Source organism: Brevundimonas sp. AJA228-03 (genome assembly GCF_017795885.1).
Lineage (GTDB): Bacteria > Pseudomonadota > Alphaproteobacteria > Caulobacterales > Caulobacteraceae > Brevundimonas.
Genome location: NZ_CP059297.1, coordinates 2315342 through 2341323, shown reverse-complemented (window position 1 = coordinate 2341323; position 25982 = coordinate 2315342). Strand labels below are relative to the sequence as shown.

Genomic DNA, 25982 nt, shown 5'->3' with positions numbered 1-25982 from the left:
ATGAGCGGAATCTGGATGCCATTGAAGCTCGCCATCGTCGGCCGCCCCAATGTGGGCAAGTCGACACTGTTCAACCGGCTGGTCGGCAAGCGCCTCGCGCTCGTCGACGATCGCCCGGGCGTGACCCGCGACCGGCGCTATGCCGAGGGCAGCATCGGCGACATGGACCTGACGCTGATCGACACGGCGGGCTACGAGGACGTCAGCGACGACAGCCTGGAATCGCGGATGCGCGAGCAGACCGAGCTGGCGCTGGAGGACGGCGACGTCATTCTGTTCATGATGGACGCACGCGAGGGTGTGACCTCGCTGGACCGCATCTTCGCCGAGCGGCTGCGGAAACAGCACAAGCCCGTCATCCTGCTGGCCAACAAGGCCGAGAGCCGCGAGAGCGGCGGCGGGGTGGGGGAGGCGCACGCCCTGGGCTTCGGTGAGCCGGTCGCCATCTCGGCCGAGCATGGCGAGGGGATGGCCGACCTGTATGCCGCCATCCGCGACGCCTCGGTCGACATCTTCGTCGAGGAGATCGACGAACCCGACAAGCCGATCCGCATCGCCATCATCGGCCGTCCGAACGCCGGCAAGTCGACCCTGATCAACCGCCTGATCGGCGAGGACCGTCTGCTGACCGGACCCGAGGCGGGGATCACCCGCGACTCGATCTCGGTCGACTGGGAATATGAGGGCCAGAACATCCGCCTGGTCGACACGGCCGGGATGCGGCGCAAGGCACGGGTGCAGGAGAAGCTGGAAAAGCTGTCGGTCGCCGACACCATCCGCGCCATCACCTATGCCGAGGTGGTCGTGCTGGTGATGGACAAGGACAATGCCTTCGACGTCCAGGACCTGCAGCTGGCCGATCTGGTCGAGCGCGAGGGCCGGGCGCTGGTCTATGTCGCCGCCAAATGGGACCTTGAGGACCAGCCCCAGGCCAGGATGGCCGAGCTGAAGCATCTGGCCGACGACAAGCTGCCGCAGCTGCGCGGGGCGCCGTTCGTGGCCCTGTCGGCGCATTCGGGACGCGGCGTCGATCGCCTGATGCCCGCGGTGCTGAAGGCGCACGAGACCTGGTCGGTCAAGGTCAAGACCAAGGATCTGAACGACTGGCTGGCCCTGGCGACACAGCGGCATCCGCCCCCCGCCGTGGACGGCAAGCGGATCAAGACCAAATATATGGCCCAGACCAAGGCCCGCCCGCCGACCTTCGTCCTGTTCGCCAGCCGCGCCGCCTCCCTGCCCGAACACTATATCCGCTATCTGACCAATTCGCTGCGCGAGAGCTTCGACCTGCCGGGCACGCCGCTGCGGCTGACGATCAAGGGCGGGTCGGAGAACCCCTATGCCTCGGGCGGGGCCAAGTCCGGCCCCGAACGCTACAAGGGCGACGCCAAGACCGCGCCGCGCGCCGTCAGGAAGAAGGCCGAGGAAGAGTCGCACCTGCCCGGCAAGGCGCTGGAACAGAAGAAGACCCGCGTCGCCAAGCCCCGCATCATCGGCGCGGTGAAGAACTCGGCGTCGAAGAAGGCCGGGTCGTCGGTGGCGGTGCAAAAGGGTGCGCGCGGCGGGGCGCGGCAGGTGTCGCGCTCGGGCCGTGTGCGGACGGGGCAGAAGCATCTGCCGAAGAAATAGGGTGGCGGGCGCACCGGGCCGCTGCACCGTCGGCGTCCCGCACCATCGCCAACGGCACCGGTCGCCCCGCAGCAGAGGTCGCTGTTTTTCGCTTTTCGGGCGGCCTTTGCACGGCGGCGGGTGGTTGTTTACCCCGTCCTGCTGATAGGTTCAGGCAAGCCCCGTGACAGGTCCTGGATTACTTCATTGAACTACGTCGTCCTCCGCCGCAGTCCGGACTGGGCTCATTTCGATATTGAGCAAACCCGCGTCTTTCTCGCCGCCTTCCCCGCCATCGATAACGACCTGATCGTAAAATTCGCAGAACGCTGGGATGCCGTCATGGCGATGCGATACATCGATTATCGCCAGGCCATGAAGGATCTGGCGCTGTCGACAGCACGCGCGGTGCGGCGCGCCACATTCGTGACGCTCGACGATCTGCCACACCTCGACCTTCATGATGACGACAGGCTGTACTTCACCGACGACGACGACTGGGTCAGCCCCGACCTGTTCGAGCGACTGGAGCAGTTGCCTTCGAATGGCGACGGCTGGCTCTGGAACTCGGTGTTCGTCGGCAAGCTGTTTGGTGACACGCCCGAGGAGGGGCCGGAAAGCCGCGTGGTCCGGGAACGCCCTGCGTCGGATACGGTCTATACCAACAACTATGCTGTAACGGGTGCGGCCTTTCGGCGTCTGGGTGCCGGCGCCCTGGTGGAACACACGAACGCGCAGCTGGCCCTGGATGGCGGGCGCTTCGTGCCTGTTCGGTCAGGGGAGTATCTCAGCGCCGCCAACAAGCATCTCTGCTGCACGGTCTGCATCCATTACAATCAGGCCAGCGAGGCCTTTCAATCGGATATGGCCGGAGCCGTCCGACTGATCCTCGACGAACTGGCCGTCACTGAGTTGAGCCCGCGCATTTCGTGGCTCGCGGGGGCACTGCAAGCCTTCCAGGAGATCAACCGTCGTGCCTTGCCGAAAGGCGATCCAATCGGGTGAGCAAGACGCTCGTTGGGCAGGGACTCGACGTGGAGCCTGTGCCCGCTTGCCATGGTGAGAAGCGGAGGCCGGACTGTCGACCGGCATCGGCCGCATGGTCGCGTCCCTTGAGCCTGATCGGCCGAGGGGCCACGCCCACTGCCCGCCCAGGCCAACCGACCTCTTTTCCCTTGAACATCCCTGCCAACTCCGGCATAAGCCCGCCCTCGCAGGCGGCTCATCCGATGGGCCGCCGCATTTCGTTTTCGCGCTGGCGGGTTTCGATCCGTGGTGCCCGACCCTGAGATTGAGACGGACATGGCTGTTCCGAAGCGCAAAGTATCGCCCTCGCGTCGCAATATGCGCCGCGCCCACGATGCCCTGGGCACCAACCCCTATACCGAAGACAAGGACACGGGCGAGCTGCGCCGGTCGCACCACATCGACCTGAAGACCGGTACCTATCGCGGCCGCCAGGTCCTGACGCCCAAGGAAGACTAGGCCTCTTCTTTCCACGGCTTTCGAGACGTTTGCGGCGCGCGGGACACCCCGCGCGCCGTTTTCGTGCGCCGAGGCGGCATCGATCCTTCACGGAATGCCGCTCATGATCCGATCCCTGTTCGCAGACCCCGCTCTGGCCGGTCGGCGGTTGGCGATTCGCGGGGGCCGGGCTAAACCCCCGGCCTGATCCTCCCTGCATCCGCGAAGGCCCCAGCCCATGACCGACATCGCCGACATCGTCGCCCGCCAGATCCTCGACAGCCGCGGCAATCCCACGGTCGAGGTCGATGTGGTTCTGGAAGACGGCAGCTTCGGCCGCGCGGCGGTGCCGTCGGGTGCCTCCACCGGCGCGCACGAGGCGGTCGAGCTGCGCGACGGCGACGCGACCCTGTGGGGCGGCAAGGGCGTCCAGAACGCCGTGGATGCCGTCAACGGCGAGATCTTCGACGCCCTGTCGGGCATGGACGCCGAGGACCAGCGCCGCATCGACGAGGCGCTGATCACCCTCGACGGCACCGAGAACAAGGGACGGCTGGGGGCCAATGCCATTCTGGGCGTGTCGCTGGCGGTCGCCAAGGCCAGCGCGATCTCGGTCGGCCTGCCGCTGTTCCGCTATGTCGGCGGCATCTCGGCGCGCGTGCTGCCGACGCCGATGATGAACATCATCAACGGCGGAGCCCATGCCGACAATCCGATCGACATCCAGGAGTTCATGATCCTGCCGACCGGGGCCGAGACCTTCTCCGAGGGCCTGCGGATGGGCTCGGAAATCTTCCACGCGCTGAGGAAGCAGCTGAAGGACGCCGGCCACAACACCAATGTCGGCGACGAGGGCGGCTTCGCCCCCAATCTGGCCTCGGCGGAGGAGGCGCTGAGCTTCATCACCAGGGCGGGACAGGCCGCGGGCTATCTGGCGGGCGAGGACTTCCACCTGGGCCTCGACGTCGCGGCGACCGAGTTCTTCAAGAACGGGGCCTACAACATGGCCGGCGAGGGCAAGATCCTGGACGGGGAGGGGATGGTCGCCTACCTGGCCGACCTGTGCGAGCGCTTCCCTATCGTTTCGATCGAGGACGGGTGCGCCGAGGATGATTTCGACGGCTGGAAGCTGTTGACCGATGCCCTGGGCGAGCGCGTCCAGATCGTCGGCGACGACCTGTTCGTGACCAATCCGGCGCGTCTGGCGGCCGGGATCGGCGAGGGTCTGGCCAATTCCATCCTGATCAAGGTCAACCAGATCGGCACCCTGTCGGAGACCCTGGACGCCGTCGATATGGCCCACCGCGCGGGCTATACCGCCGTGATGAGCCACCGCTCGGGCGAGACGGAAGACTCCACCATCGCCGACCTGGCCGTGGCCACCAACTGCGGGCAGATCAAGACCGGCTCGCTGGCCCGCTCGGACCGGACGGCCAAGTACAACCAGCTGCTGCGGATCGAGGAACTGCTGGGCGACCAGGCGTCCTACTATGGCGACGGGATGCTGCTGAAATAGGCGGACGCGACCGTTTCAGTCGATGCGGGTCCAGCCGAGAGGCTTCAGGACCTCCATCGGCCGGAACTGGGCCTTGTAGTCCATCTTGGACGAGCCCTCGACCCAGTAGCCCAGATAGACGAACGGCAGGCGCACGATCGCGGCCTGCCGGATGTGGTCCAGGATGGCGAAGACCCCCAGCGAACGCTTGCTCATGGCCGGGTCGAAGAAGCTGTAGACCATCGACAGCCCGTCCGAGAGCAGGTCGCACAGGGTGACCGCGACCAGGTCGCCGGGGCCTTCGTCGGTGCTGGGCAGGCGGTATTCGATCAGGTGGGTCCGGACCGCCGTGTCCTCGACCATGGCGATATAGTCGGGCCAGGTCATGTCGGTCATGCCGCCGCCCGGGTGGCGGGTTTCCAGATAGCGTTTCAGCAGGGCGAACTGCTCCTGCGTCGCCTCGGCCTCGACCAGGTCGCGCGACAGGTCGGCGTTGCGGCTCAGGATCTTGCGATGCCCGCGCGAGGGCTGGAACTCCGGCACCGGCAGGCGCACGGAGATACAAGCGTCGCACCCCTCGCAGGCCGGGCGATAGGCGATGTTCTGGCTGCGGCGGAACCCGGCGTGGGTCAGTTCGTCGTTGACGTGGGCCCCGTCCGAGAAGGGCAGGTTGGCGAAGACCTTCCGCTCCGTCATGCCTGGCAGATAGGGGCAGGGCGCGACCGCCGTCATGAAGAAGCGAAGCTGGCGCGTGGGAACATACTGCGTCACGTCAGGACGTCCGCATCGGTTGGACGATCATCGAGGGCAGGCAAGGCGTCATGCGGTGATTTGGCGTCATTCCGGCCTGCGCCGCAAGGCTGTTCGCGCCGGAACCGATCCGGCGCGCGCTCGTCACAGGCTGGTGTCCGTCGGAAGCACGGGGGCCTCGCGCAACAGGACGATGGCGATGCGCCGGTTTCCGGCCAGCGACGGATCGTCCGGGTACAGAGGATCGGACCCGGCCTTGCCCGCCACGGAATAGACCCGGTCGACGTCGACGCCGGCCGACTGCAGGATCTGACGCGACGCATCGGCGCGCGACGCCGACAGCGTCCAGTCGCCGGGGCTGGAGGCGCGGCCCGATCCGGCGATGGCCGAGGTGTGACCGGAGATCGAGATGCGATTGGGCAGACGGTTGACGACCCCGGCGATGGCGCGCAGCAGGATCTGGGCCCGCGCGTTCGGTCGCGCCGAATTCTGGTCGAACATCGAGCGGCCTTCCTGATCCACCAGCTGGATGCGCAGGCCCTCCGGCGTCTGGTCGATGATCAGCTGTTTCGACAGCTCGGCCAGCTCGGGCATGCGCTGCATGGCCTGACGCAGGGATTCGGCGGCCGAGGCGAATTCAGCGGCTTCGCGGGCGGCGATCTCGTCGCGCAGCTCATCCTCGGAGGCGGCGGCCAGATTGGGGTTGGTGCCGACTTCCTCGGGCGCGTCCTCGGGGGCTTCGGGGGCCTGTTGTTCCATCACGGACATGGAGCCGGAGCTCTTGGCCCCGTCCTCGCCCAGAGAGGTGCCGCCCAGAATGCCGCCGGAGCCGGAGGTGGTCGCCGACACGCTGGCGGGCGCGAAATATTCGGCGATGCCGCGCTTCTGTTCCGGGTCGGTCGTGTTGATCAGCCACATCAGCAGGAAGAAGGCCATCATCGCGGTCACGAAGTCCGCATAGGCGACCTTCCAGGCGCCGCCGTGGTGTCCACCGCCGACGACCTTCTTGACCTTCTTGATGAGGATCGGACGATCACTCATGGACGACATGGCACGAGCCCTGGGACAACGATGGCTGACCGTGGTCGATCTAGGTTAAGGTGGCGTTTCCGATTGGGCAGTTGTGGCCGCGACCACTTGCCCCTAAACGGACCGCCCAGTGCGGATGTGGCGAAACTGGTAGACGCACCAGATTTAGGTTCTGGCATCGCAAGATGTGGAGGTTCGAGTCCTCTCATCCGCACCATGAACAAAAGGCCCGGGATTGCTCCCGGGCCTTTCGTCCTTGGGTGATGCGGGGATCAGGTCGTCGCAGGAGGCGGAGGAATGTCGGCATCCTGCTCGTGGATGTCGCTCAGACCGCGCCCGACATGGCTCTTGCGATAGCCATAGAGGAAGTAGATCACCAGGCCGATGCCGCCCCAGATCGGCAGTACCATCTTGGCGTCGTGCGGCAGGTTCCAGAACAGGAAGGCGCAGCCTGCGGCCGAGAGTGGCGCGAACAGCCAGATCAGCGGCGTGCGGAACGGACGCTTCCGGTTGGGCTCCTTGACCCGCAGGATCATGACCGCCAGCGACACCATGAAGAAGGCGAAAAGGGTGCCCGAGTTCGAGATGTCGGCCAGCTGACCGACCGGGAACAGGGCCGCCGCGATCGCCACCGCGATGCCGGTGAAGGCGGTCACGATGTAGGGCGTCTTCCACTTGGAGTGGATCCTGGTCAGGCCTTCCGGCAGCAGGCCGTCGCGCGCCATCACGAAGAAGATGCGCGTCTGGCCATAGATCATCATCAGGATGACCGAGGGCAGGGCCAGGAGGGCCGCGGTGCCGAGGGCGTTGCCGATCATCGGGAAGTTGACCTCACGCAGGACGTGGGCCAGCGCCTCGTTGGAACAGACCAGCTTGTTGGCATTCTCGGCCAGGGCACAGGCGGCGACGAAGGCGGGCGATCCGGGCTGGACCGCTTCCCCGGCCGGGCCGACCACGGGCTGGGCCCCGATGGCGCCGATCGCACCGACCGCCACCAGCAGATAGAAGATGGTGCAGATGGCCAGCGAGCCGATCAGGCCGATGGGCACATTGCGTTGCGGGTTCTTGGTTTCCTCGGCGGCGGTCGAGACCGCGTCGAAACCGACATAGGCGAAGAAGATCGAGGCCGCGGCCCCGACGATGCCCATGCCCGAGGAGCTGCCGAACAGGCCGTTGGGCGCGAACGGGGTGAAGTTCTCGGACTTGATCAGCGGCAGGGTGATGACGATGAAGGTCGTCAGGGCGACGACCTTGATGACCACCAGCAAGGCGTTGACGCGCGCCGACTCCGTCGTGCCCAGCATCAGCAGGAAGGTCACGCCCAGAGCCACGATGATGGCGGGGATGTTGATGATGCCGGCCGAAAAGTCCGGCGTCGGGATGAAGCCGTTCATCGACCAGGTCGGGCCGGCCTGGAGAAGGTCGGGCCAGTCTATTCCAAGCCCGTTCTCGAGCAGTCCAAGGACATATCCGGACCACCCCACAGACACGGCCGAGGCCGCCACGGCGTATTCGAGGATCAGCGCCCAGCCGACGCACCAGGCCAGAAGCTCGCCCATGACGGCGTAGGTATAGGTGTAGGCGGAGCCCGAAACCGGGGCCATGGCCGCCAGTTCGGAGTAGCAGAGCGCGGCAACGGCGCAGACGGCTCCGGCGATCACGAAGCTGATCGCCATGCCCGGACCGGCTTTTTGCGACGCAGCGGCCGTCAGAACAAAGATACCCGTGCCGATGATGGCGCCGATTCCCAGCAAGGTGAGCTGGACTGGACCGAGCGACCGATGAAGCGATTTCTTCTCGGCCGTGGCTAGAATCGCGTCGAGCGACTTAATGCGCCACATGAATTTCCCCTAATACGATTATCCCGGACCCCTGCCGGTTTGCGCTGACGCTAACCATGGAAATGGCCTTGCGCAACGCGCTATCGATCCATGACTGCGTGACGACGCTTTCGTGAACACCGCCGTTGCCGCTGGAGCGCTCCCGATGTTGCCGATCCACGCCGTTCTGGACGACCTGAAGGCCGCGCTGGCCGCCCGGCCGGCGGTCGTGCTGGCGGCACCTCCGGGCGCGGGCAAGACGACGGTGGTGCCGCTCGCCTTGCTGGACGTGCCCTGGCGCGGCGACGGACGCCTCCTGGTGCTGGAGCCACGGCGACTGGCCGCGCGGGCGGCGGCGGAGCGGATGGCGGCGACGCTGGGGCAGGCCACCGGAGAGGTCGTCGGCTATCGCACGCGGCTGCAGAGCCGGATCGGGCCGCGCACCCGGATCGAGGTGATCACCGAAGGGGTCTTCACCCGGATGATCCTCGACGATCCCGGCCTCGACGGCGTGGCCTGCGTCATCTTCGACGAATTCCACGAACGCAGCCTGGACGCCGACCTGGGCCTCGCGCTGGTGCGGGACAGTCAGGGGGTGCTGCGGGACGATCTGAAGATCCTGGTCATGTCGGCGACGCTGGACATCGCGGGGATTTCGCGGCTGCTGGCCGGTGCAGACGGAATGCCTGCACCCGTGATCGAGGCGGAAGGACGGGTCTTTCCGGTCGAGACCCTCTACCTCGGCCGCAATCCGGTCGAGCGGATCGAGGACGCGACGGCGCGGGCCTGCCTGACGGCGCTGGGCGATCAGTCCGGTTCGGTGCTGGCCTTCCTGCCGGGGCAGGGCGAGATCCATCGGACGGCGCAGCGGATCGCCGAGCGGCTGCGCGATCCGTCGGTCGATGTCGTTCCGCTGTTCGGGGCGATGGAGAAGGACGCCCAGGACCGGGCCATCCAGCCTTCGCCCCCGGGCCGGCGCAAGGTCGTGCTGGCGACGTCCGTGGCCGAGACCAGCCTGACCATCGAAGGCGTGCGGGTCGTCGTCGACAGCGGCGTGTCCCGCGTGCCCCGGTTCGAGCCGTCCAGCGGTCTGACCCGGCTGGTGACCGTGCGGGTCAGCCGGTCCTCGGCCGAGCAGCGCCGGGGGCGGGCGGGTCGGACGCAGCCGGGGGTCTGTTATCGCCTGTGGGACGAGGAGGCGACGCGGGGGCTGGTGCCGCATCAGCGGCCCGAGATTCTGGAGGCGGACCTGACGGGCCTGGCGCTGGATCTGGCGCGCTGGGGGGCACGCTCTACGGACGGTCTGGCCCTGCTGGATGCACCGCCAAAGGGCGCGATGGCCGAGGCGCGGGCGGTGCTGACGCGACTGGGTGCGCTGGACGCTGCGGGCGGGCTGACGGCGCACGGGCAGCGGCTGACCCGGATGCCGCTGACGCCCCGGCTGGCGCACCTGGTCGCGGTGGCGGCCAATGCGGGGGAGGCGAGGCTGGGTGCGATGATCGCGGCCGTGCTGAGCGAGCCGGGGCTGGGCGGCAACGACACCGACCTGCGCGAGCGGCTGCGCGGCTTCGACCGCGACCGTGGCCCCCGGGCCAGTGACGCGCGCACGCTGGCTGATCGATGGGCGCGGGCGGCCCCGGACGGCGGCGAGGCGCGGGGCGACGGCATCGACGTCGGCACTCTGCTGGCCGAGGCCTTCCCCGAGCGGGTCGCACGGGCGCGGGGCAGGCCGGGCGAGGTGTTGCTGGCGTCCGGCCGGGGCGCGTTTCTGGACGCCACCGATGCGCTGGCCGCAGAGCCCTGGCTGGCGGTCGCCGATCTGGGCGGCGGCGAGGCCCGGGACCGGATCCGGCTGGCGGCCCCGCTCGATCCCGCGACGCTGGAGGGGCGGATGACGCTGGAGGATCGGCTGGTGCGCGAGCCGTCGGGGCGTCGGGTCGTGCGGCGCATCCGGCGGCTGGGGGCCATTGTGGTCGACGAGCGGGTCATCGGACCGGCCGACCGCGCGGCGATCACCGCTGCCCTGCGCGCCGAGGTGGAACAGCAGGGGCTGGCGGGCCTGCGCTGGGGCGAGCGGGCGACCGCCCTGCGCGACCGCCTGGCCTTTCTGAGGGGGCTGGATGAGGACTGGCCCGACGTGTCCGACGACGGCCTGACGGCGGCGCGCGAGACCTGGCTTTGGCCCCTGCTGGATACGGCTCAGGCCCTCGACACCCTGCCGGACGACGCCCTCGCACAGGCCCTGCTCAGCCTCGTGCCGTGGGACCGGCACCGGGACCTCGATGCCCTGGCCCCGGCGCGCCTCGTCACGCCCCTGGGGTCGGCAGCGATCGACTATGCGGCTCACGGCGGACCGCGCGTGGACATCCGGGTGCAGGAGCTGTTCGGCGTGCGGGAACACCCGGCCGTCGGCGGGGGCCGGGTGCCGCTGACCCTGGCCCTGCTGTCGCCGGCACGGCGTCCGCTACAGCTGACGAAGGATCTGCCGGGCTTCTGGAGCGGGTCGTGGAAGGATGTGCGCGCCGAAATGCGCGGCCGCTATCCGCGCCATCCCTGGCCGGAGAACCCCGCCGAGGCCCCGCCCACCAATCGGGTCAAGCCGCGCGGGACCTGACCGCTTGACCACAGGGCCGAGCCGACGCATCGGTGGTCATCGACATGGGGATGCTGACCTTGCCCGCACCTGACCTGCTGATCGCGCCCAGTCCTGCCTCGACCCGGCGCGTCCTGTTCGCCAGCCTGATCGGCACGACGATCGAATTCTTCGATTTCTACATCTATGCGACCGCCGCCGTGCTGGTGTTTCCGGCCCTGTTCTTTCCGGGCGGCGATCCGCTGACGGCGCAGCTGCAGTCGTTCGCCACTTTTGCCCTGGCCTTCTTCGCGCGGCCGGTCGGGGCGGTGGTGTTCGGTCATTTCGGCGACCGGATCGGGCGGAAGGCGACCCTGGTCGCGGCCCTGATGACCATGGGACTGTCGACCGTCGTCATCGGCCTGTTGCCGACCTATGCCCAGGTCGGCGTCGTGGCCCCGCTGCTGCTGGCCCTGTGCCGGTTCGGTCAGGGGCTGGGTCTGGGCGGCGAGTGGGGCGGCGCGGTCCTGCTGGCGACCGAGAACGCGCCGCCGGGGCGCAAGGCCTGGTTCGGCATGTTCCCGCAACTGGGTGCGCCGATCGGCTTCATCCTGTCGACCGGGGCCTTCATCGTCCTGACCTCGACGATGAGCGATCAGGCCTTTCTGGATTGGGGATGGCGGGTGCCGTTCCTGGCCAGTGCGGTCCTGGTCATCGTCGGCCTGTGGGTCCGGCTGCGGATCACCGAGACGCCGGAGTTCAGCCGGGTGATCGAGCGGGCCGAGCGGGTCAAGGCCCCCATCCTGACCCTGCTGGCCCGTTACAAGGGGGCTCTGGTTCTGGGGACGCTGGGGGCCACCACGACCTTTTTGCTGTTCTATCTGATGACGGTGTTCGCGCTCAGCTGGGCGACGACGACCCTGGGATTCACCCGCGCCGACATCCTGCCGATCCAGCTGGTCGGGGTGATCTTCTTTGGCGCCTTCATCCCGATCTCGGCCCTGGCGGCCGATGCGTTCGGTCAGATCAAGGTGCTGGTCGCGGCCTCGGTCGGGATCGCCCTGTTCGGGTTTCTGATCGCGCCGCTGTTCGCGGGGGGGCTGACCGGACTGCTGATCTTCTTCTCGATCGGGTTCGCCCTGATGGGGGCGACCTACGGGCCACTCAGCTCGACCATGGCGCGGCCGTTCCGCGCGGCGGTGCGCTATACGGGGGCGTCGATGGCGTTCAATCTGGCGGGCATAGCGGGAGCGTCCGTGGCCCCTTACGCCGCGACGTCTCTGGCCAAGACCTTTGGTGTGCCGGCCGTGGGCCTGTATCTGGCGGGAACGGCCGTGGTGACCATCCTGGCCCTGATCGGCATGTCTCGGCTGAAGGTCGAGGACTGACTCAGACGGCGTCGGTCACCGCATAGGCCATGATGCCGGTGGCGATGGCAAGGTTCAGGCTGTCGGCCCGTCCGCGCATCGGGATCTTCACATTGACGTCGCAGGCGGCGGCGAGGCCGTCGGTCAGCCCGGCCTGCTCGTTGCCCATCAGGATCAGGGTCGGCGATGCAAGGGCCGCGTCGCGATAGCCGACGCTGGCATCCAGCCGGGTGCCGACGACGCTGCCGGGCCAGGTCGTCCGCCAGGCCAGGAAGGCCTCGGCCGTACAGCGGACGATGGCGACGGCGAAGACGCTGCCCATGGTGGCGCGCACGGCCTCCACGGAAAAGGGATCGACGCAGTCGCCGATCAGGATGACGCCGCCGCAGCCGGCCGCGTCCGCGGTGCGGATGATGGTGCCGAGATTGCCGGGATCACGGACCTGCTCCAGCGCGATCCAGCAGGCGGCCGATGCGGGGTCGATCTGGTCCAGCCGGGCATAGGCCTGGTCGAAGACGCCCAGCACGGTTTGCGGGTTCTCGCGGCGACTGATCTTTTCGAGGATGGGGTGGGTGACGACGACGATCTCGCCGTCGGCCTCCAGCGTCGCGGCCTTCGCGCGGTCCAGCAGCGGATGGGGCCGCGCCTCCATGCCGACCATCAGCAGCCGGGGCGCGCGGCCCTGATCCAGTGCCTCGCCGATGAACTTCAGGCCCTCGGCGAGAAACTGCCCCGTGGCCTCGCGCTCCTTGCGCATGTGCAGGGCGCGGACGGCCTTGACCGTGTCATTGGTCAGGGAGGTGACGAGGCGTTCCGTCACGAGGCGCTCCACCGGGCGAAGAAGGACAGGCCGATGGCGCGGGCGTCCGGGCCGTCCTCGGACAGGGCCAGTTCGCCCCAGTCGATGCGGCCGGCGCGGTTCGCGGTCGCCTCCCGCATCAGATGCGCCAGCGACAGGCCCGAGACCCGCGCGGCATAGGCGTTCAGCAGCAGGAAGTCCGCGTCGTCGGACAGCAGGGCCGCGCAGTCCGTCAGCAGGGCGGGCATGTCCTCGAACAGCCGCCAGACCTCGCCCGTCGGGCCGCGTCCGTATTTGGGCGGGTCCAGGATGATGCCGTCATAGCGCGAGCCTCGCCGGACCTCGCGCGCGACCCATTTTCGGGCGTCCTCGACGATCCAGCGGATCGGGTGGTCGGACAGGCCGGACAGGTCTGCGTTCTCGCGCGCCCAGGCGACCGACTTTCTGGAGGCGTCGACGTGGGTGACCTCGGCCCCGGCCGCGGCGCAGGCCAGGCTGGCGACGCCGGTGTAGCCGAACAGGTTCAGAATCTTCGGCCGGGCGCGGGCCCGCACGCGTCCGTCCAGCCAGTCCCAGTTCGCCGCCTGCTCGGGGAAGAAGGCCAGGTGCCGGAACGGGGTGAAGCGGCCCGTGAACCTCACCTCGCGCCACGACAGGGGGAAGGTGTCGATCGCCCCGCCCGCGAACCGCCAGCGCCCGTCGTCATCCTCGTCCTGCGCCTGCGGGTCGAAGAGGGCGTCGGCGCGGTCGAAGGCGGTCGGATCGCGCGGCTGCCAGAAGCACTGGGGCTCGGGCCGGACGACCGTGTGGGCTCCATATCGCTCCAGCTTCCTGCCCGCCCCGGAATCAAGCAGGGCATAGTCGGACCAGCCACAGGTCAGCAGCGTCTGGGGCTCGGGGGCGAAAACGGGAGGCATGGATCAGGCCTTATGCCGTCAGGCGGCCCGCCGTCCAGCCGTCGCGGGCCCGGCCACGGTTTCGGCTGTCAGATCGATGGCGTCCGGCACGTGCCGTGTCTTGTTCCAGGCGAAGGGCTCGTAGAACAGCCGGGCAAAGCCATGGGCGAAGGCCAGGGTCAGCATGGACCAGTAGAGCGGGGTCCGGGCGATGTCGGCGAGGGTACAGGGCAGGCCGGCCCGGCGGGTCCCGAGCCAGGCGCTGCTCCAGGCGGCGACGGTCCCGAAGCCCAGAACACCCAGGGACACCAGCGAGGCGCGAGGCTCCAGCCCGGCCGCGACCGCGACCAGCACCAGGGCCGCGACCCAGGCCACGGAGATCGCGTGCACGGCCGCGGCCGCGAGCGATGCCCCGACCGTCATCAGCAGGGCCAGAGCCCCGCGCCACCCGAGGGTGTGCAGCGAACGGGTGTGAACGCCGCAGGTCTGCATGTACCCCTTCAGCCATCGCGTCCGCTGCGGCAGCCAGGCGCCCAGACCTCCCGGCGGAGGCTCATGGGTCGGGCGCTGGATGACCCCCAGGGTGCCGCCGGCCCGCCACAGGCGAAAGCCCAGATCGGCATCCTCGGTGACATTGTGGGCATCCCAGCCGCCGACGGCGCGCAGCCACGACGCCCGGAAGTGATTGCTGGTCCCGCCCATGGGAAACGGCAGTCCCAGCCAGGCCATGGCCGGCAAGGTGACCTCGAACAGGCTGGCGTATTCGATGGCGAACTGGCGATCGAGGAAGGGTGTGCGGGTCCGTGTCGCGGTCCGGATGCGCAACGGCGCCTGAAGAGCCGACAGCGTGCCGGACGCGTCGGCGGCGAAGCGCGCCGCCGCCTCGCGAAGCTGAAGCGGATCCGGATCGTCCTCGGCATCATAGACGGTCACCAGCGCGCCGGTCGCGGCGGCCAGGCCGACATTCAGGGCGCGGGGCTTGGTCCGGGGATGGCCGGGCGGCGCGATCAGGATCGACATCCAGGCCGGGCGGTCGGCGTGCCAGGCCGCGTCGATGGTCTCCTGGTCGTGGGCCTCCAGCACCAGGAAGGCCTCCAGTCGATCCGGGGGATAGTCGATCCTGGACAGGCGTTCGACCAGCTGGTCGATCACCGATGCCTCGTCCAGCAGGGCCACCAGGATGGTGTAGCGGGGAAGGTCCGGCCCCCGCGCCAGGGTGCCCGGCGCAGGCCGTGGCACCACGATCAGCAAGACCCGCCAGAGGGCGACAAGCACGAAGGCCAGGTGCGCACTGCGGATCAGGATGGCCCCGGTCGCTTCAGGGGCCAGGCGTATTCCGGCGCCGGCAGCCACCAGTGTCGCCAGCAGGACGCCGGCCTGAAGCCCGGTCAGGCTTCGACGGCTTGCCCATTCCTCGAAGCGATGCGCCAAAGTGTTCAAGGTCGCCAACCGCAGGTTGCCCGACAACCCTAGGCGGCAAGCCCGTGTCGGGCAAGGCGTTGGCATGACGAAGGGATTGCCGCTATTCCAGCACGGCGGCGTCGCGCCGTGGATGGAGTTGTTCGCGTGCCGGAACTGCCGACGATGTCTTCAGCGGGGCCGGTCAAGGGTGCGCGCAAGCCCAAGGGCGAGGGCCATGCCCGGCGTGCCGAAATCCTGGAAGCCGCCGAACGCATCTTCGTGGAGGTCGGCTATGAGGGGGCCACGATCCGGCGGATCGCCGATGAGGTCGGCCTGTCGTCGACGGCGCTCTACATGCATTTTTCCGAGAAGTCGGAGATCCTGCACGAGATCTGTCGTGTCGCGTTCGCGCGGCTTCAGGCCATGAACGAGGCCGTGATGGATGAGCCCGGACCGCCGGAGCTGCGTCTGCGGCGGCTGCTGGAAGCCTATGTCGCCTTCGGGTTCGACAATCCCAATGCCTATCGCCTGACCTATCTGACCCGCCCGGTCGAGGCGCGCGACGGCGCGCAGACGGCGGCCCAGAACCTGGGCGGGGAGCTCTATCGCGCGTTCGAGGCAGTGGTCGGCGATATGGCCGCACAGGGGCATCTGAGGGGCGATCCGCGCACCGCGGCCCAGACGCTCTGGGCCGGCGCACACGGCGTCGTCTCCCTGATGATCACCAAACCTTACTTCGACTGGGTCGGCCGCGAGGCCCTGTCACGGTCGATGATCGATGCGCTGATCGCGGGCCTGCTGAGGCCCTGAGGGCCGCCCAAGGGCCTTGGGGTGACCTATTGATACGGTCGCGGCCCGTTGTAGCCCGCCGCGATGTCGCGCGAGAGGTTCAGGGGGGCGGAACCGCCGTTCAGCCGGGCCTTGTAGACCGACATGTTTTCCATCACCCGCATCATGTAGTTGCGCGTCTCGGTGAAGGGGGCGCATTCGATGAAATCGGCCGGGTCCACGCCGCCCCCGGCGACGCCACCGCGCGGATCACCGCACCGCGCCGTCCACTGCAGTGGTCGGGCAGGGCCTGCGTTATAGCCGACGGTGGTCAGCAGCATGGAGCCCGAAAACTGGCTCATCAGTTCGCCGAGGTGATAGCTGCCCAGGGTCATGTTGTAGTCCGGGTCCCACAGCCGCTCGGACGACCAGGGCATGCCCAGACGCCGAGCCACGCCCGAGGCGGTCGAGGGCAGGAACTGCATCATGCCGCGGGCGTCGGCACCCGAGCGGGCGCGGGGGTCGAAGCTGGATTCCTGACGCGTGATGGCCAGGGTGAACTCCAGCGGGGCGGCCCCGGCCACGACCGGCGGTATGCGGATCGGATACTGGCGCTCGGGCATCAGATAGCCGCGCTGGCTGGCGGTTCGGCCGACCATCATGGCCCCGAAGCCGTCGCCGTAGCCGCGCGACAGGTCCATCAGCTGGGCCAGATCGGTCGCGCCGGGCAGGGTGTCGTCCAGCTGGTAGGCGAAGACCCGGAACAGGCTCATCTCGCCGGCCTCGCCCAGGATGCGGGCGGCCCGGACGACCTCGTTGGCCTCGAAGGCAGCCGCGTCATTCTGCGTGATGACGGGATCGGCGGGCAGGGTCAGGGTCGTGATCCCGGCCTTCTCGGCGGCCAGCTGGCCGTAGAAGGTCTGAATGTGACGGGCCCCCTCCTGGTAGAAGGTCCGGGCCCCTGCCTGGTCGCCCCGGGCCTCGGCCGCGCGGCCCAGCCAGTAGAGGGCGCGGCCCTGGGTGATCGGGGTCTGTGACGCCTGGCGCAGGGTCTCGAAATGGCGGGCGGCGGTCGTCGGATCGCCGATTTTGGTCAGGGCGACCCAGCCGGCGAAGAACTCGGCATCGACCTTCTTTTCGCCGGACGGGAAGCCGTGTCCCGCCATCGCGTCATAGGCGGCGCGCCATTCGCGGCGCTCAAGGGCATCGAGGAAATAGTTGCGGCGCTCGGACCACAGCGTGGCCTGGGAATCCGGATTCAGCGGCGAGGGGGGCAGGGCCGACAGCAGGGGGAAGCCCTCGGTCTGACGACCGGCCGCGCGCAGGATGCGGACCCGCTCCAGCACGACATTGGAATCCATCGCCTGCGACGGCGACAGACTGGCCACGATCGCATCGCCGCCATAGGCGCTGCGCAGCGACAGGACGGCATTGGCGATGGTCTGTCGCTCGGGCGAGACGAGGGCGATCATGGCCCGCGTGGCCGGGCCGTGCGGGCCGACGAGCAGCATGTTCAGCCGCGCCTCGTGATCCCGCTGCTTCAGGGCGGAACCCCAGCGGGCCAGGATGCGGGTCTGGTTCGCCACGTCGAAGGACTGGGTCTGCCACCATTCCTGGATCAGCAGGCGGGATTCGTCCCCGCGACCGCGCTGGTCCAGCGCATCGGCCAGGGCGATGGCCCCCTCGACGGTGGTCGGCCGGTCCGAGGCGAAATAGGCCAGGGCGGCGTCGGTCCCCATGCCGGCGCGGTCCAGCGCCCGTTCGCCCGCCGCGATCCGGCTCTCGGCCCGGGGCCAGCCGGCCAGGGCGGTCTTGTCCCGGGCCAGTTCGGTGAAGGACAGCTGATCGGCGGAGGTATCGACCAGGGCCCATTCGACCAGCTTTCTGGCCGTGCCGTCGCCGATGCCGGAGATGGCGTTGCGCGCACCGATCACGTCGCGGGCGCGGGCGGCGGTCAGACCCTGGCGGAACAGGGCCACGTCGGCCTGGCTCAGAATGCCCGGCTGATAGGCGTCGCTCGAGGCGGAGGGCGTGCCCAGGGGCGGCTGGCGGTTCAGGTCGGCGGTCTGCGGAATCGGCGCGAGAACGGCCAGAACGGCCGCCAGGGTGGTCGCAAGCATGATATGTCCGATCCCCATTCATCCCGGTTGCGGGTTCGACCCCGGCAACCTACCCTCTCGCGTCTCGTTTCAGGCGCCTGCCGCCCATCCCCACGCAAGGTATTCTTGTTTCAATGACCGCCCCCTTGTTCAAGGGCGTGATCACCGCCCTGATCACACCACTTCGTGACGGAAACGTGGACGAAGCCGCATTCGAGGCCCTGCTGGAACGCCAGATCGCTGCCGGAGTTCATGGCGTCGTGCCGATGGGCACCACAGGCGAAAGCGCCAGCCTGTCGTCGCAAGAGCACAGGCAGGTGGTCGAGCTGTGCGTGCGCGTCGCCGCCGGGCGTGTGCGGGTGATCGCGGGCGCGGGATCGTCCTCGACCGACAAGGCGATCGGGATGGTGCGCCATGCCAAGACCGTCGGGGCCGACGGTGCCCTGGTCGTCACACCCTACTACAACCGGCCGTCGCAGGCGGGTCTGAAGGCGCATTTCGAGGCCATCGCCGATGCCGTCCAGCTGCCGCTGTTGCTGTACAATGTGCCAGGCCGGACGGGCGTCGATCTGGCGGATTCGACGGTGGCCGAACTGGCCGGTCATCCGAACATCGTCGGGATCAAGGACGCGACCGGCGACATGGGGCGGGTCAGCTGGATGCGTGCCAATATCACGGGCCAGTTCGACCTGATCTCGGGCGATGACGCCAGCTGCCTCGGCTATCTGGCCCATGGCGGGCACGGTGTGATCTCGGTGGTGTCGAACGTCGCGCCGGACGCGATGGTGGCGCTGTACGGCGCGCTTCAGGCCGGGGACCTGGCGAGCGCCCGGTCGTGGCAGGATCGGCTGATCGGGCTTCACAAGGGTCTGTTCGCCGACGCGTCGCCGTCGCCGACCAAATATGCGCTGGCGACGCTGGGGCTGTGCGGCGAAGAGGTGCGCCTGCCCCTGGTGCCCACGTCGGCCGAGGCGCGCGCGGTCGTCGATGCGGCCCTGTCCGCGGCCGGAATCGGCTGATGGCGACGTCCAAAGAGAAGGCCGCGGCCGCGACCAGGGCCCCCATTACCAAGGCCAAGGTGATCGCCGAGAACCGCCGTGCCCGCTTCGACTATTTCCTCGAGGACAATATCGAGGCCGGGATCATGCTGCTGGGCACAGAGATCAAGGCGCTGCGGATGGGGCGGGCCAATATCGCCGAGAGCTATGCGGCGGTGGAGGGGCGCGAGATCGTGCTGATCAACGCCGACATCCCGCCCTATGTGCAGGCCAACCGGTTCAACCACGAGCCGCGTCGGCCCCGGAAGCTGTTGCTGCACAGAAAGCAGATCGACCGGCTGATCGGGGCGGTGCAGAAGGACGGCCAGACGATCATTCCGCTGAAGCTGTATCTGAACGACGACGGCAAGGCCAAGCTGGAGATCGCCCTGGCCAAGGGCAAGAAGCTGCACGACAAGCGCGAGGCCTCGGCCGACCGCGACTGGGCCAGAGACAAGGCCCGGCTGCTGCGCGACCGCGGCTAGATCAGGCGGCGCGGCTCAGCGGTCGGGCGTCGACGACGTTCGGCGCGGTCAGCGTCGGGGCGCTGGTCCCGTAGATTCCCAGCGACGGCGCGAGGGCGCGTTCCGCGACCATGATCGTCAGGGTCAGGACGATGGCCGCGAGCAGGGCCAGCAGTCCGATCCGGCGTTCGGCGGCGGTGAAAAGCGAAGGCCTGTTACGCATGGTCTGCCCCTCCCAAGGCATGGATCCAACGCAAGCTGTGCGGAGATGTTCCGCCCGGTTTTCATACACCCGAACGGTCCTGATTCGTGTGTCCGGCGAACAACAGTCGCCCGTCAGGAGAGGTGAGTCAGCGGCTGTCGATGAGGGTGCGGGCGCGCCGGAAGATCGCCTCGAACATCGCCGGCGTCAGGCGGCCGGTGTTCGTGTTGAGCCGCGAGCAGTGATAGCTGTTCAGCAGGGTATAGCCGCCGATTTCGGCCTCCATGCCGTGGCCCGACGCCATGGCCGAGGCCGGAAGGCCCATGGCCTTCAGCACGCTGCGGCGCGAGACGTCGCCCAGGGTCACGATGACCCTCAGCCGGGACAGGGCGTCCAGCCGGGCCTTGAGGAACGGGCGACAGGTCGCCTCCTCGATCGGGAGGGGCTTGTTCTGGGGCGGGGCGCAGCGGACGGCATTGGTGATCATGCAGTCGACCAGCGTCAGGCCGTCGTCCGGACGGGCGTCATAGGTGCCAGTGGCGAAGCCGGTCCGGATCAGCGTCTCGTACAGAATGACGCCCGCCCCGTCGCCGGTGAAGGGCCGGCCCGTCCGGTTGGCCCCGGTCCGGCCGGGGGCGAGGCCCGCGACCAGCAGCCGCGCGTCCGGGTCGCCGAACGAGGGCGCGGGGCCGTTCCACCAGTCGGGGTTCTGGCGGCGGTTCTCCTCGCGATAGGCGACCAGCCGGGGGCACAGGGGGCAGTCGCGGGGCGGTTCGGGATCTTGCCGTGGTGTCATGCCCAAAGATCACTCCGCTCATCCCCGCGAACGCGGGGACCCAGTTCTTTGGGCGCACATTTCGGGCCGCATGTTCGCTGACATTGATCCGAGGCACCGTGCCTTGAGAAAGCACTGGGTCCCCGCGTTCGCGGGGATGAGCGGGAGGTAAAAAAGGTCATCCTTCGTTCCTGTCGAAGGTGCGCACCGTCGGCGCGGTCGAGGGCGTCCTCGGCCGCCCCCAGTCGTCCAGCCGGTCGGCCAGGTCGATGTAGTCGTCGGCCTGACGCCGCAGTTCGTCGGCGATCATCGGCGGCTGGCTCTTCATGGTGGAGACGACCGTGACCCGCACGCCCTTGGCCTGTACCGCCTGGACCACGCGCCGGAAGTCGCCGTCGCCCGAGAACAGGATGGCGTGGTCCATGTGCGGAGCCATCTCCAGCATGTCGACCGCGATCTCGATGTCCATGTTCCCCTTGGTCTTCGTATGACCCTGGGCGTCGGTGAAGCGCCTGACCGGCTTGGTCACGACCGAAAAGCCGTTGTAGCCCAGCCAGTCGACCAGGGGCCGGATGGACGAGAACTCTTCGCCCTCGATCACCGCCGTGTAATAACAGGCGCGGATCAGGCGGGACTGCTGGCGAAAGCCGTCCAGCATCTTCCGGAAATCGAGATCGGCGTTCAGCGCCCTGGCCGTCGAATACAGATTGGCTCCGTCGATGAAGACGACGAGGCGGTCGTTCGGATAGGATGTCATGGCAATCTCGCCTTCTGAAATATCGGACCCGGACACCCATGCGGACCTCGTCAATATCGACGGGTCCGGGAGTCTGGACGACGCCGTCATCGTCGCCCTGGGCTGCAATGACAAGGGGGTCTGGTCCGATTGTCGCGAGGCGCTGGAGGCCGCCCTGGCCCGGTTCCGGACGGAAGGCATCGATGTGGTCGCCCGCTCGTCCTGGTGGGCGTCGCAGGCCTGGCCCGACCCGGAGGATCCGCCCTTCCTGAACGGTGTGGTGATGGTCAGGACCGCCCACGATCCGCACGCCCTGATGGCGGCGCTGGGCCGGATCGAGGCGGCGTTTGGTCGTCGCCGCACGGTGCGGAATGCGCCCCGGACGCTGGACCTCGATCTGATCGCCTATGGGCGGGAGCAGGGCGACCGCGACGGCCTGATCCTGCCGCATCCGCGCGCGGCGGAGCGGAAGTTCGTCATGGGGCCACTGGCGGAGATCGCGCCGGACTGGGTGCATCCGGGGGTGGGGAAGACGGCGAGGGCTCTGGAGGTGCAGGCTTCCGTTGGTCGAGATGCGCGGCCTGTCGGCTGATCGCCCCAAATCGTCCCTGTGGCGTTGCACAAACGCCTCCCCATCTGTATGCAACGCGGTTCTCCCCCCGCCCGAGGTAATTCATGGCTCGCGTCACTGTCGAAGATTGCATCCAGAAGGTACCGAACCGGTTCGGCCTGGTCCTGCTGGCCGGGAACCGCGCCCGCGCGATCGCCAATGGCGCACCGCTGACCATCGATCGCGACAATGACAAGAACCCGGTCGTCGCCCTGCGCGAAATCGCCGACGAGACCGTGGTCCCCGCCGACCTGCTGGAGACTGTCGTGGTCGCCCTGCAGCGCGTCGACGAGCGCACGGAAGCCGAGGACGAGGCGGAAATCGTGGGTCTGCTGGCCGAGCCGCAGCACATGAACATGGCCGAGGCCGAGCTGATCCGCGCCCTGCAGAGCGACCGGGACGGCGGGCAGGAGGAGCGGTACTGACGGCCCAATCCGCCAACGGTATCACCATCCTCCCGGCGCGGTCCGGTTCGACCCCGCCGCCGACCCCCATTGCCAATGACGCCGTATCGCCGCCCGCAGAAATGTCGGCGGCGAAACGCATTCCGGTCCTGCGCCAGTTCGAGCTGATCGAGGCGGTCAAGGCCTATGACCCCACCGCCGACGAGGCCCTGCTGAACCGGGCCTATGTCTATGCGATGAAGATGCACGGCTCGCAGCTGCGCGCCTCGGGCGATCCCTATTTCGCCCATCCGATCCAGGTCGCGGGCATCCTGACCGACTATCGGCTGGACACCGCCACCATCGTCACCGCCCTGCTGCATGATGTGGTCGAGGACACCTCGGCCACCCGCGACGACATCGCCCGCATGTTCGGCGAGGAGGTCGCGGTCCTGGTCGAGGGGGTGACCAAGCTGAGCCGGCTGGAGCTGCAGGCCGAGCACACCCGTCAGGCCGAGAACCTGCGCAAGTTCATCCTGGCGATCTCGAAGGACGTGCGCGTCCTGCTGGTGAAGCTGGCCGACCGTCTGCACAACATGCGGACGCTGAAATACGTCAAGCCCGAGAAGCGCGAGCGGATCAGCCGCGAAACCCTGGAGGTCTATGCGCCGCTGGGCCGGTCGATCGGCATCCACTCGATCGCGTCGGAGCTGGAAGAGCTGGCGTTCGAGCACCTGAACCCCACGGCCCGCACCGCCATCGAGCGGCGGCTGGAGGCGCTGAAGCTGGAGCACGGCGGGGCCACCGAGACCGTCGCCGGCGAGTTCCAGCGGGTGCTGAGCGAGGCGGGGATCGAGGCCCGCGTCTATGGCCGCCAGAAGACCCCCTATTCGATCTGGAGGAAGCTGCAGCGGAAGTCCGTGGGTTTCTCGGCCCTGTCCGACATCTATGGCTTCCGCGTGCTGGTCGAGGCCGAGGATGACTGCTACCGCGCCTTGGGCGTCATCCACCGCGCCTGGCCGATGGTGCCCGAGCGGTTCAAGGATTTCATCTCGACGCCCAAGTCGAACAACTATCGCTCCCTGCACACCACGGTGGTCGGCCCCGCCGGCCTGCGCATCGAGATGCAGATCCGCACCGAGGCCATGGACCGTGTGGCCGAGGACGGGGTGGCCGCGCACTGGGCCTACAAGAACAAGTCCTATGGCTTCGACCAGGAAGCGATGGAGCGCGAGGGCGGCCGCGACCCGCTGCAGAACCTGCGTCACCTGGTCCAGGTGATCGAGCACGGGGAGGGGGGCGAGGACTGGGTCGAACACGCCAAGCTGGAGATGTACCTGGATCAGGTCTTCGTCTTCACGCCCAAGGGGCGGCTGATCACCCTGCCGCGCGGCGGCATGGCGCTGGACTTCGCCTATTCCGTCCACACCGAGGTCGGCGACACGGCCGTGGGCGTCAAGATCAACGGCGAGCTGAAGCCGATGCGCACGGCGCTGCAGAACGGCGACGTGGTCGAGATCATCCGCGGCAAGAAGCGCGAGGCCCCGGCCGACTGGCGCAGCCTGACCGTCACGGGCCGCGCCCGGTCCGCCATTCGCCGCCATATCCGCTCGTCAGAGCGCGACGAGTTCTACAAGCTGGGCAAGACCACCCTGGAACAGGCCCTGGGCCGGGTCGGCAAGTCGCTGGCCGCCGTGTCGCTGAAGTCGGTGGTCGAGACCCTGGCCACCGGCACCGAGGAGGATCTGTTCGACGCCATCGGCCGGGGCCGCCTGCCCGCCAACAAGGTGGTCGAGATGCTGTTCCCGGCCCTGAAGGGCACGCTGAACACCGGCCAGGAACGCAGAAAGATCGCCGACGACAAGGCCCGCATGTTCGTGCGAGGCGGCGGCCTGACGCCGGGGATCAGCATCCATTTCGGGGCCTGTTGCACGCCGGTGCCGGGTGACCGGATCGTCGGCATTCTCGAGCCCGAAAAGGGTCTGACCGTCCACGTCATCGACTGCCAGAAGCTGGCCGATTTCGCCGACGACGACAGCGTCTGGCAGGACCTGCAATGGACGCCCCAGGCCGAACAGGGCGCGGTCGGCATGGCCCGCCTGCGCGCCACCATCAAGAACGCGCCCGGCGTCCTGGGTCAGGTCGCCACCGTCATCGGCGAGGCGGGGGGCAATATCCTGAACCTGAAGATGGCGCACCGTCAGTCCGATTTCTTCGACGTCGACCTGGACGTCGAGGTCGCCGACGCCAAACACGCCACCAGCATCATGGCCGCGCTGCGGGCCAACCCCAGCGTGGACACCGCCGAGCGGTCGCGGGGGTAGGGGCTCATTCCGTCATCCTCCGGCAAGCCGCTTGCGGCGCAGACCGGGGGACGCAGCGGCGCGCGGGAGCGCGAAGCTGTCGCGCACTCCGCCGCTTCCGACCATCCTGCCTGAACAGATCGCCTTCGGCGCCGCTGGGTCCCCCGGTCTCGCTGCGCTCGCCGGAGGATGACGGACTTGGGCCTACTTCTTGCCCGGCGGCTGGGTGAAGGGCGAGGTCCCCACCGACACGGCCGGCTTGGCCTTCTCGGCCTTGGGTTTGCGGACTTCCTTGTTGGACTTCACTTGACCCTTGGCCATGGCCGATACTCCAGACGCGCGCCGCCGGAAGGGCGGGCGTGGCGAATACAGCATAGCCTGCGTCGATCCCGCCGTCCTCCGAAAGCGTTGGCTTGACGATGAACGATCTGGCGAACAACGATGTCTCAGATCTTAACAGGGGGCCGGTATGCGAGCACTTGCCAGGGCAACCTTAGGCGTCCTGCCCATCGTCTGGACCGTCATCACGGCGCCGCTGGCGATCATCAGCGCCTTGAGCGACCTGCTCAACATCGACGGTCTACTGCTCGCCCCCGTCGCCACCTACAGGGCGGCCGCGGTCGACACGGCGTCCGCCCTCGGCCTTTCCCTGCCGGTCGCGGGCTGGGTGATTGATCTGGTCATGCTGGGCCTCGCCGCAGGCGTCCTGGCCTGGCTATTCTTCACCCGCCTCTATCTCGAGAGCCGCAGCCAGTGGAGAGCCGCGCGGGAAGGACGAGCCATCGCCGTCAACCCTCAAGATGTCGAGCCGGATGCCCTCGACCTCTTGGTTGCCGGGACCGCAGGAGCGGGAATACTGGTCGCCGGCGGTGTCAGCCACATGATGCTGTCCACCGGGGCCGCCATGGCCGGGACTGGACCCATCGGATGGGTTGTGGGCCCCTTTGTCTTCGCTGGGGTCGGCCTTTGGGCGTTATCGAAGCGCGAAGAAGCAAGGAAGAACGCTGCAGAAGCGCATGCGCGTCGTGAATCGCTCAGGCTGGCCGCCGAACAGGCCGCCATTGCGCAATCCAACATTCGAATGTTCAGGGCCAACGAGCGCCGCAAGCTTCTCATCGCATCAGGGATCGTTTTCGCGGTCGTCGCGGGCAACTTCGTCGTTCCCTTGTTTGCGAACTTCTGAACTTGACGAGAACAAAAAGCCAACATAGAACATATGCGGAACACGCAATCTGGGGATAAGGCGATGACACGGGTGGTTCGGGAAACTCTGTCGCTTGCATCGTGCGGCGGCTTTGTCTGGATGGTCTGGCAGGTCGCCCTGCTGGCGAGATGAGTCGCCGAACCTGATTCCCTTTCCGCTCATCCCCGCGAAAGCGGGGACCCAGTGAGAGCCGCGAACCC

Annotated in this window: 24 protein-coding genes and 1 tRNA gene; 14 read left to right on the top strand and 11 right to left on the bottom strand. The window is 68.1% G+C overall.

Translation table 11 applies throughout. The features are described from left to right. Nucleotides 1-15: 15 nt before the first annotated feature. The 4 genes from der (at nucleotide 16) to eno (ending at nucleotide 4588) form a co-directional block, all read left to right on the top strand. Nucleotides 16-1629, top strand: coding sequence for a ribosome biogenesis GTPase Der (der, locus tag HZ989_RS11700; RefSeq protein WP_209320998.1), 1614 nt, complete (start codon nucleotides 16-18; stop codon nucleotides 1627-1629). Between the two features lie 186 nt (nucleotides 1630-1815). After that, nucleotides 1816-2613: a hypothetical protein gene (locus HZ989_RS11695; RefSeq protein WP_209320997.1), complete on the top strand. Its 798-nt coding sequence runs from the start codon at nucleotides 1816-1818 to the stop codon at nucleotides 2611-2613. 297 nt (nucleotides 2614-2910) lie between these two features. After that, a complete protein-coding gene (rpmF, locus tag HZ989_RS11690) occupies nucleotides 2911-3093 on the top strand; it encodes a 50S ribosomal protein L32 (protein WP_029416334.1) in 183 nt (60 codons plus the stop codon). Nucleotides 3094-3310: 217 nt separating this feature from the next. Further along, the gene (gene eno, locus HZ989_RS11685; protein ID WP_209320996.1) at nucleotides 3311-4588 is read left to right on the top strand and encodes a phosphopyruvate hydratase; all 1278 of its coding nucleotides are present in this window, start codon (nucleotides 3311-3313) and stop codon (nucleotides 4586-4588) included. 15 nt (nucleotides 4589-4603) lie between these two features. On the opposite strand, the gene HZ989_RS11680 is transcribed toward eno, so the two are convergent. Both HZ989_RS11680 and HZ989_RS11675 read right to left on the bottom strand, forming a co-directional pair. Continuing rightward, the gene (locus HZ989_RS11680; RefSeq protein WP_209320995.1) at nucleotides 4604-5338 is read right to left on the bottom strand and encodes an arginyltransferase; all 735 of its coding nucleotides are present in this window, start codon (nucleotides 5336-5338) and stop codon (nucleotides 4604-4606) included. Between the two features lie 123 nt (nucleotides 5339-5461). After that, complete coding sequence (locus HZ989_RS11675) at nucleotides 5462-6358, bottom strand: flagellar motor protein MotB (RefSeq protein WP_371813006.1); 897 nt, start codon at nucleotides 6356-6358, stop codon at nucleotides 5462-5464. A gap of 120 nt (nucleotides 6359-6478) precedes the next feature. Here HZ989_RS11675 and HZ989_RS11670 point away from each other — a divergent pair. Then, a tRNA-Leu gene (locus HZ989_RS11670) sits at nucleotides 6479-6563 on the top strand. 55 nt (nucleotides 6564-6618) lie between these two features. Here the strand turns inward: HZ989_RS11670 and HZ989_RS11665 are convergent. After that, a complete protein-coding gene (locus HZ989_RS11665; protein WP_209320993.1) occupies nucleotides 6619-8187 on the bottom strand; it encodes an amino acid permease in 1569 nt (522 codons plus the stop codon). A 145-nt stretch (nucleotides 8188-8332) separates the two neighbouring features. On the opposite strand from HZ989_RS11665, the gene hrpB reads away from it, so the two are divergent. Together hrpB and HZ989_RS11655 are read left to right on the top strand one after the other, a co-directional pair. After that, nucleotides 8333-10780: an ATP-dependent helicase HrpB gene (gene hrpB / locus HZ989_RS11660; RefSeq protein ID WP_209320992.1), complete on the top strand. Its 2448-nt coding sequence runs from the start codon at nucleotides 8333-8335 to the stop codon at nucleotides 10778-10780. A 50-nt stretch (nucleotides 10781-10830) separates the two neighbouring features. Next, the gene (locus HZ989_RS11655) at nucleotides 10831-12126 is read left to right on the top strand and encodes an MFS transporter (protein ID WP_209320991.1); all 1296 of its coding nucleotides are present in this window, start codon (nucleotides 10831-10833) and stop codon (nucleotides 12124-12126) included. Nucleotide 12127: 1 nt separating this feature from the next. Here the strand turns inward: HZ989_RS11655 and HZ989_RS11650 are convergent, their stop codons facing one another. The 3 genes from HZ989_RS11650 to HZ989_RS11640 are packed head-to-tail and all read right to left on the bottom strand — an operon-like array spanning nucleotide 12128 to nucleotide 15240. Next, nucleotides 12128-12925, bottom strand: coding sequence for an RNA methyltransferase (locus HZ989_RS11650; RefSeq protein WP_209320990.1), 798 nt, complete (start codon nucleotides 12923-12925; stop codon nucleotides 12128-12130). Further along, nucleotides 12922-13821, bottom strand: coding sequence for a class I SAM-dependent methyltransferase (locus tag HZ989_RS11645; RefSeq protein ID WP_209320989.1), 900 nt, complete (start codon nucleotides 13819-13821; stop codon nucleotides 12922-12924). Before HZ989_RS11645 ends, HZ989_RS11650 begins: the two co-directional genes overlap by 4 nt. Before the next feature lie 18 nt (nucleotides 13822-13839). Continuing rightward, complete coding sequence (locus HZ989_RS11640) at nucleotides 13840-15240, bottom strand: glycosyltransferase family 2 protein (RefSeq protein WP_245162352.1); 1401 nt, start codon at nucleotides 15238-15240, stop codon at nucleotides 13840-13842. A 126-nt stretch (nucleotides 15241-15366) separates the two neighbouring features. Here HZ989_RS11640 and HZ989_RS11635 point away from each other — a divergent pair, with 126 nt between their 5' ends. After that, nucleotides 15367-16011 carry a TetR/AcrR family transcriptional regulator gene (locus HZ989_RS11635; protein WP_209320987.1) on the top strand — a complete coding sequence of 215 codons (645 nt, stop codon included), beginning with the start codon at nucleotides 15367-15369 and terminating at the stop codon, nucleotides 16009-16011. A 26-nt stretch (nucleotides 16012-16037) separates the two neighbouring features. Here the strand turns inward: HZ989_RS11635 and HZ989_RS11630 are convergent, their stop codons facing one another. Continuing rightward, on the bottom strand, nucleotides 16038-18089 hold the full coding sequence (locus tag HZ989_RS11630; RefSeq protein WP_209320986.1) for a transglycosylase SLT domain-containing protein: 2052 nt from the start codon (nucleotides 18087-18089) through the stop codon (nucleotides 16038-16040). 113 nt (nucleotides 18090-18202) lie between these two features. On the opposite strand from HZ989_RS11630, the gene dapA reads away from it, so the two are divergent. Both dapA and smpB read left to right on the top strand, forming a co-directional pair. After that, nucleotides 18203-19087 carry a 4-hydroxy-tetrahydrodipicolinate synthase gene (gene dapA / locus HZ989_RS11625; RefSeq protein ID WP_209320985.1) on the top strand — a complete coding sequence of 295 codons (885 nt, stop codon included), beginning with the start codon at nucleotides 18203-18205 and terminating at the stop codon, nucleotides 19085-19087. Next, nucleotides 19087-19590, top strand: coding sequence for an SsrA-binding protein SmpB (gene smpB / locus HZ989_RS11620; RefSeq protein WP_209320984.1), 504 nt, complete (start codon nucleotides 19087-19089; stop codon nucleotides 19588-19590). Before dapA ends, smpB begins: the two co-directional genes overlap by 1 nt. Nucleotide 19591: 1 nt before the next feature. Here the strand turns inward: smpB and HZ989_RS11615 are convergent, their stop codons facing one another. The 3 genes from HZ989_RS11615 to HZ989_RS11605 form a co-directional block, all read right to left on the bottom strand. Continuing rightward, nucleotides 19592-19792 carry a hypothetical protein gene (locus tag HZ989_RS11615; RefSeq protein ID WP_209320983.1) on the bottom strand — a complete coding sequence of 67 codons (201 nt, stop codon included), beginning with the start codon at nucleotides 19790-19792 and terminating at the stop codon, nucleotides 19592-19594. A gap of 127 nt (nucleotides 19793-19919) precedes the next feature. Further along, on the bottom strand, nucleotides 19920-20567 hold the full coding sequence (locus HZ989_RS11610) for a uracil-DNA glycosylase (RefSeq protein WP_209320982.1): 648 nt from the start codon (nucleotides 20565-20567) through the stop codon (nucleotides 19920-19922). Between the two features lie 157 nt (nucleotides 20568-20724). Beyond that, a complete protein-coding gene (locus HZ989_RS11605; protein WP_209320981.1) occupies nucleotides 20725-21303 on the bottom strand; it encodes an NYN domain-containing protein in 579 nt (192 codons plus the stop codon). Between HZ989_RS11605 and folK the strand changes: the two genes are divergently transcribed. The 3 genes from folK (at nucleotide 21302) to HZ989_RS11590 (ending at nucleotide 24599) form a co-directional block, all read left to right on the top strand. Further along, entirely contained in the window at nucleotides 21302-21874 is a 573-nt protein-coding gene (gene folK, locus HZ989_RS11600; protein ID WP_209320980.1) for a 2-amino-4-hydroxy-6-hydroxymethyldihydropteridine diphosphokinase, read from the top strand. The two genes, HZ989_RS11605 and folK, sit on opposite strands and share 2 nt — an antisense overlap. Before the next feature lie 83 nt (nucleotides 21875-21957). Continuing rightward, nucleotides 21958-22317 (top strand): DNA-directed RNA polymerase subunit omega, encoded by a 360-nt coding sequence (rpoZ, locus tag HZ989_RS11595; protein WP_209320979.1) that lies wholly within the window; start codon nucleotides 21958-21960, stop codon nucleotides 22315-22317. Between the two features lie 101 nt (nucleotides 22318-22418). Next, entirely contained in the window at nucleotides 22419-24599 is a 2181-nt protein-coding gene (locus HZ989_RS11590; protein ID WP_209320978.1) for a bifunctional (p)ppGpp synthetase/guanosine-3',5'-bis(diphosphate) 3'-pyrophosphohydrolase, read from the top strand. A 183-nt stretch (nucleotides 24600-24782) separates the two neighbouring features. On the opposite strand, the gene HZ989_RS15210 is transcribed toward HZ989_RS11590, so the two are convergent. Further along, complete coding sequence (locus HZ989_RS15210) at nucleotides 24783-24899, bottom strand: hypothetical protein (protein ID WP_245162351.1); 117 nt, start codon at nucleotides 24897-24899, stop codon at nucleotides 24783-24785. A gap of 148 nt (nucleotides 24900-25047) precedes the next feature. Here HZ989_RS15210 and HZ989_RS11585 point away from each other — a divergent pair, with 148 nt between their 5' ends. Next, nucleotides 25048-25761: a hypothetical protein gene (locus tag HZ989_RS11585; protein WP_209320977.1), complete on the top strand. Its 714-nt coding sequence runs from the start codon at nucleotides 25048-25050 to the stop codon at nucleotides 25759-25761. Nucleotides 25762-25982 lie beyond the last annotated feature (221 nt).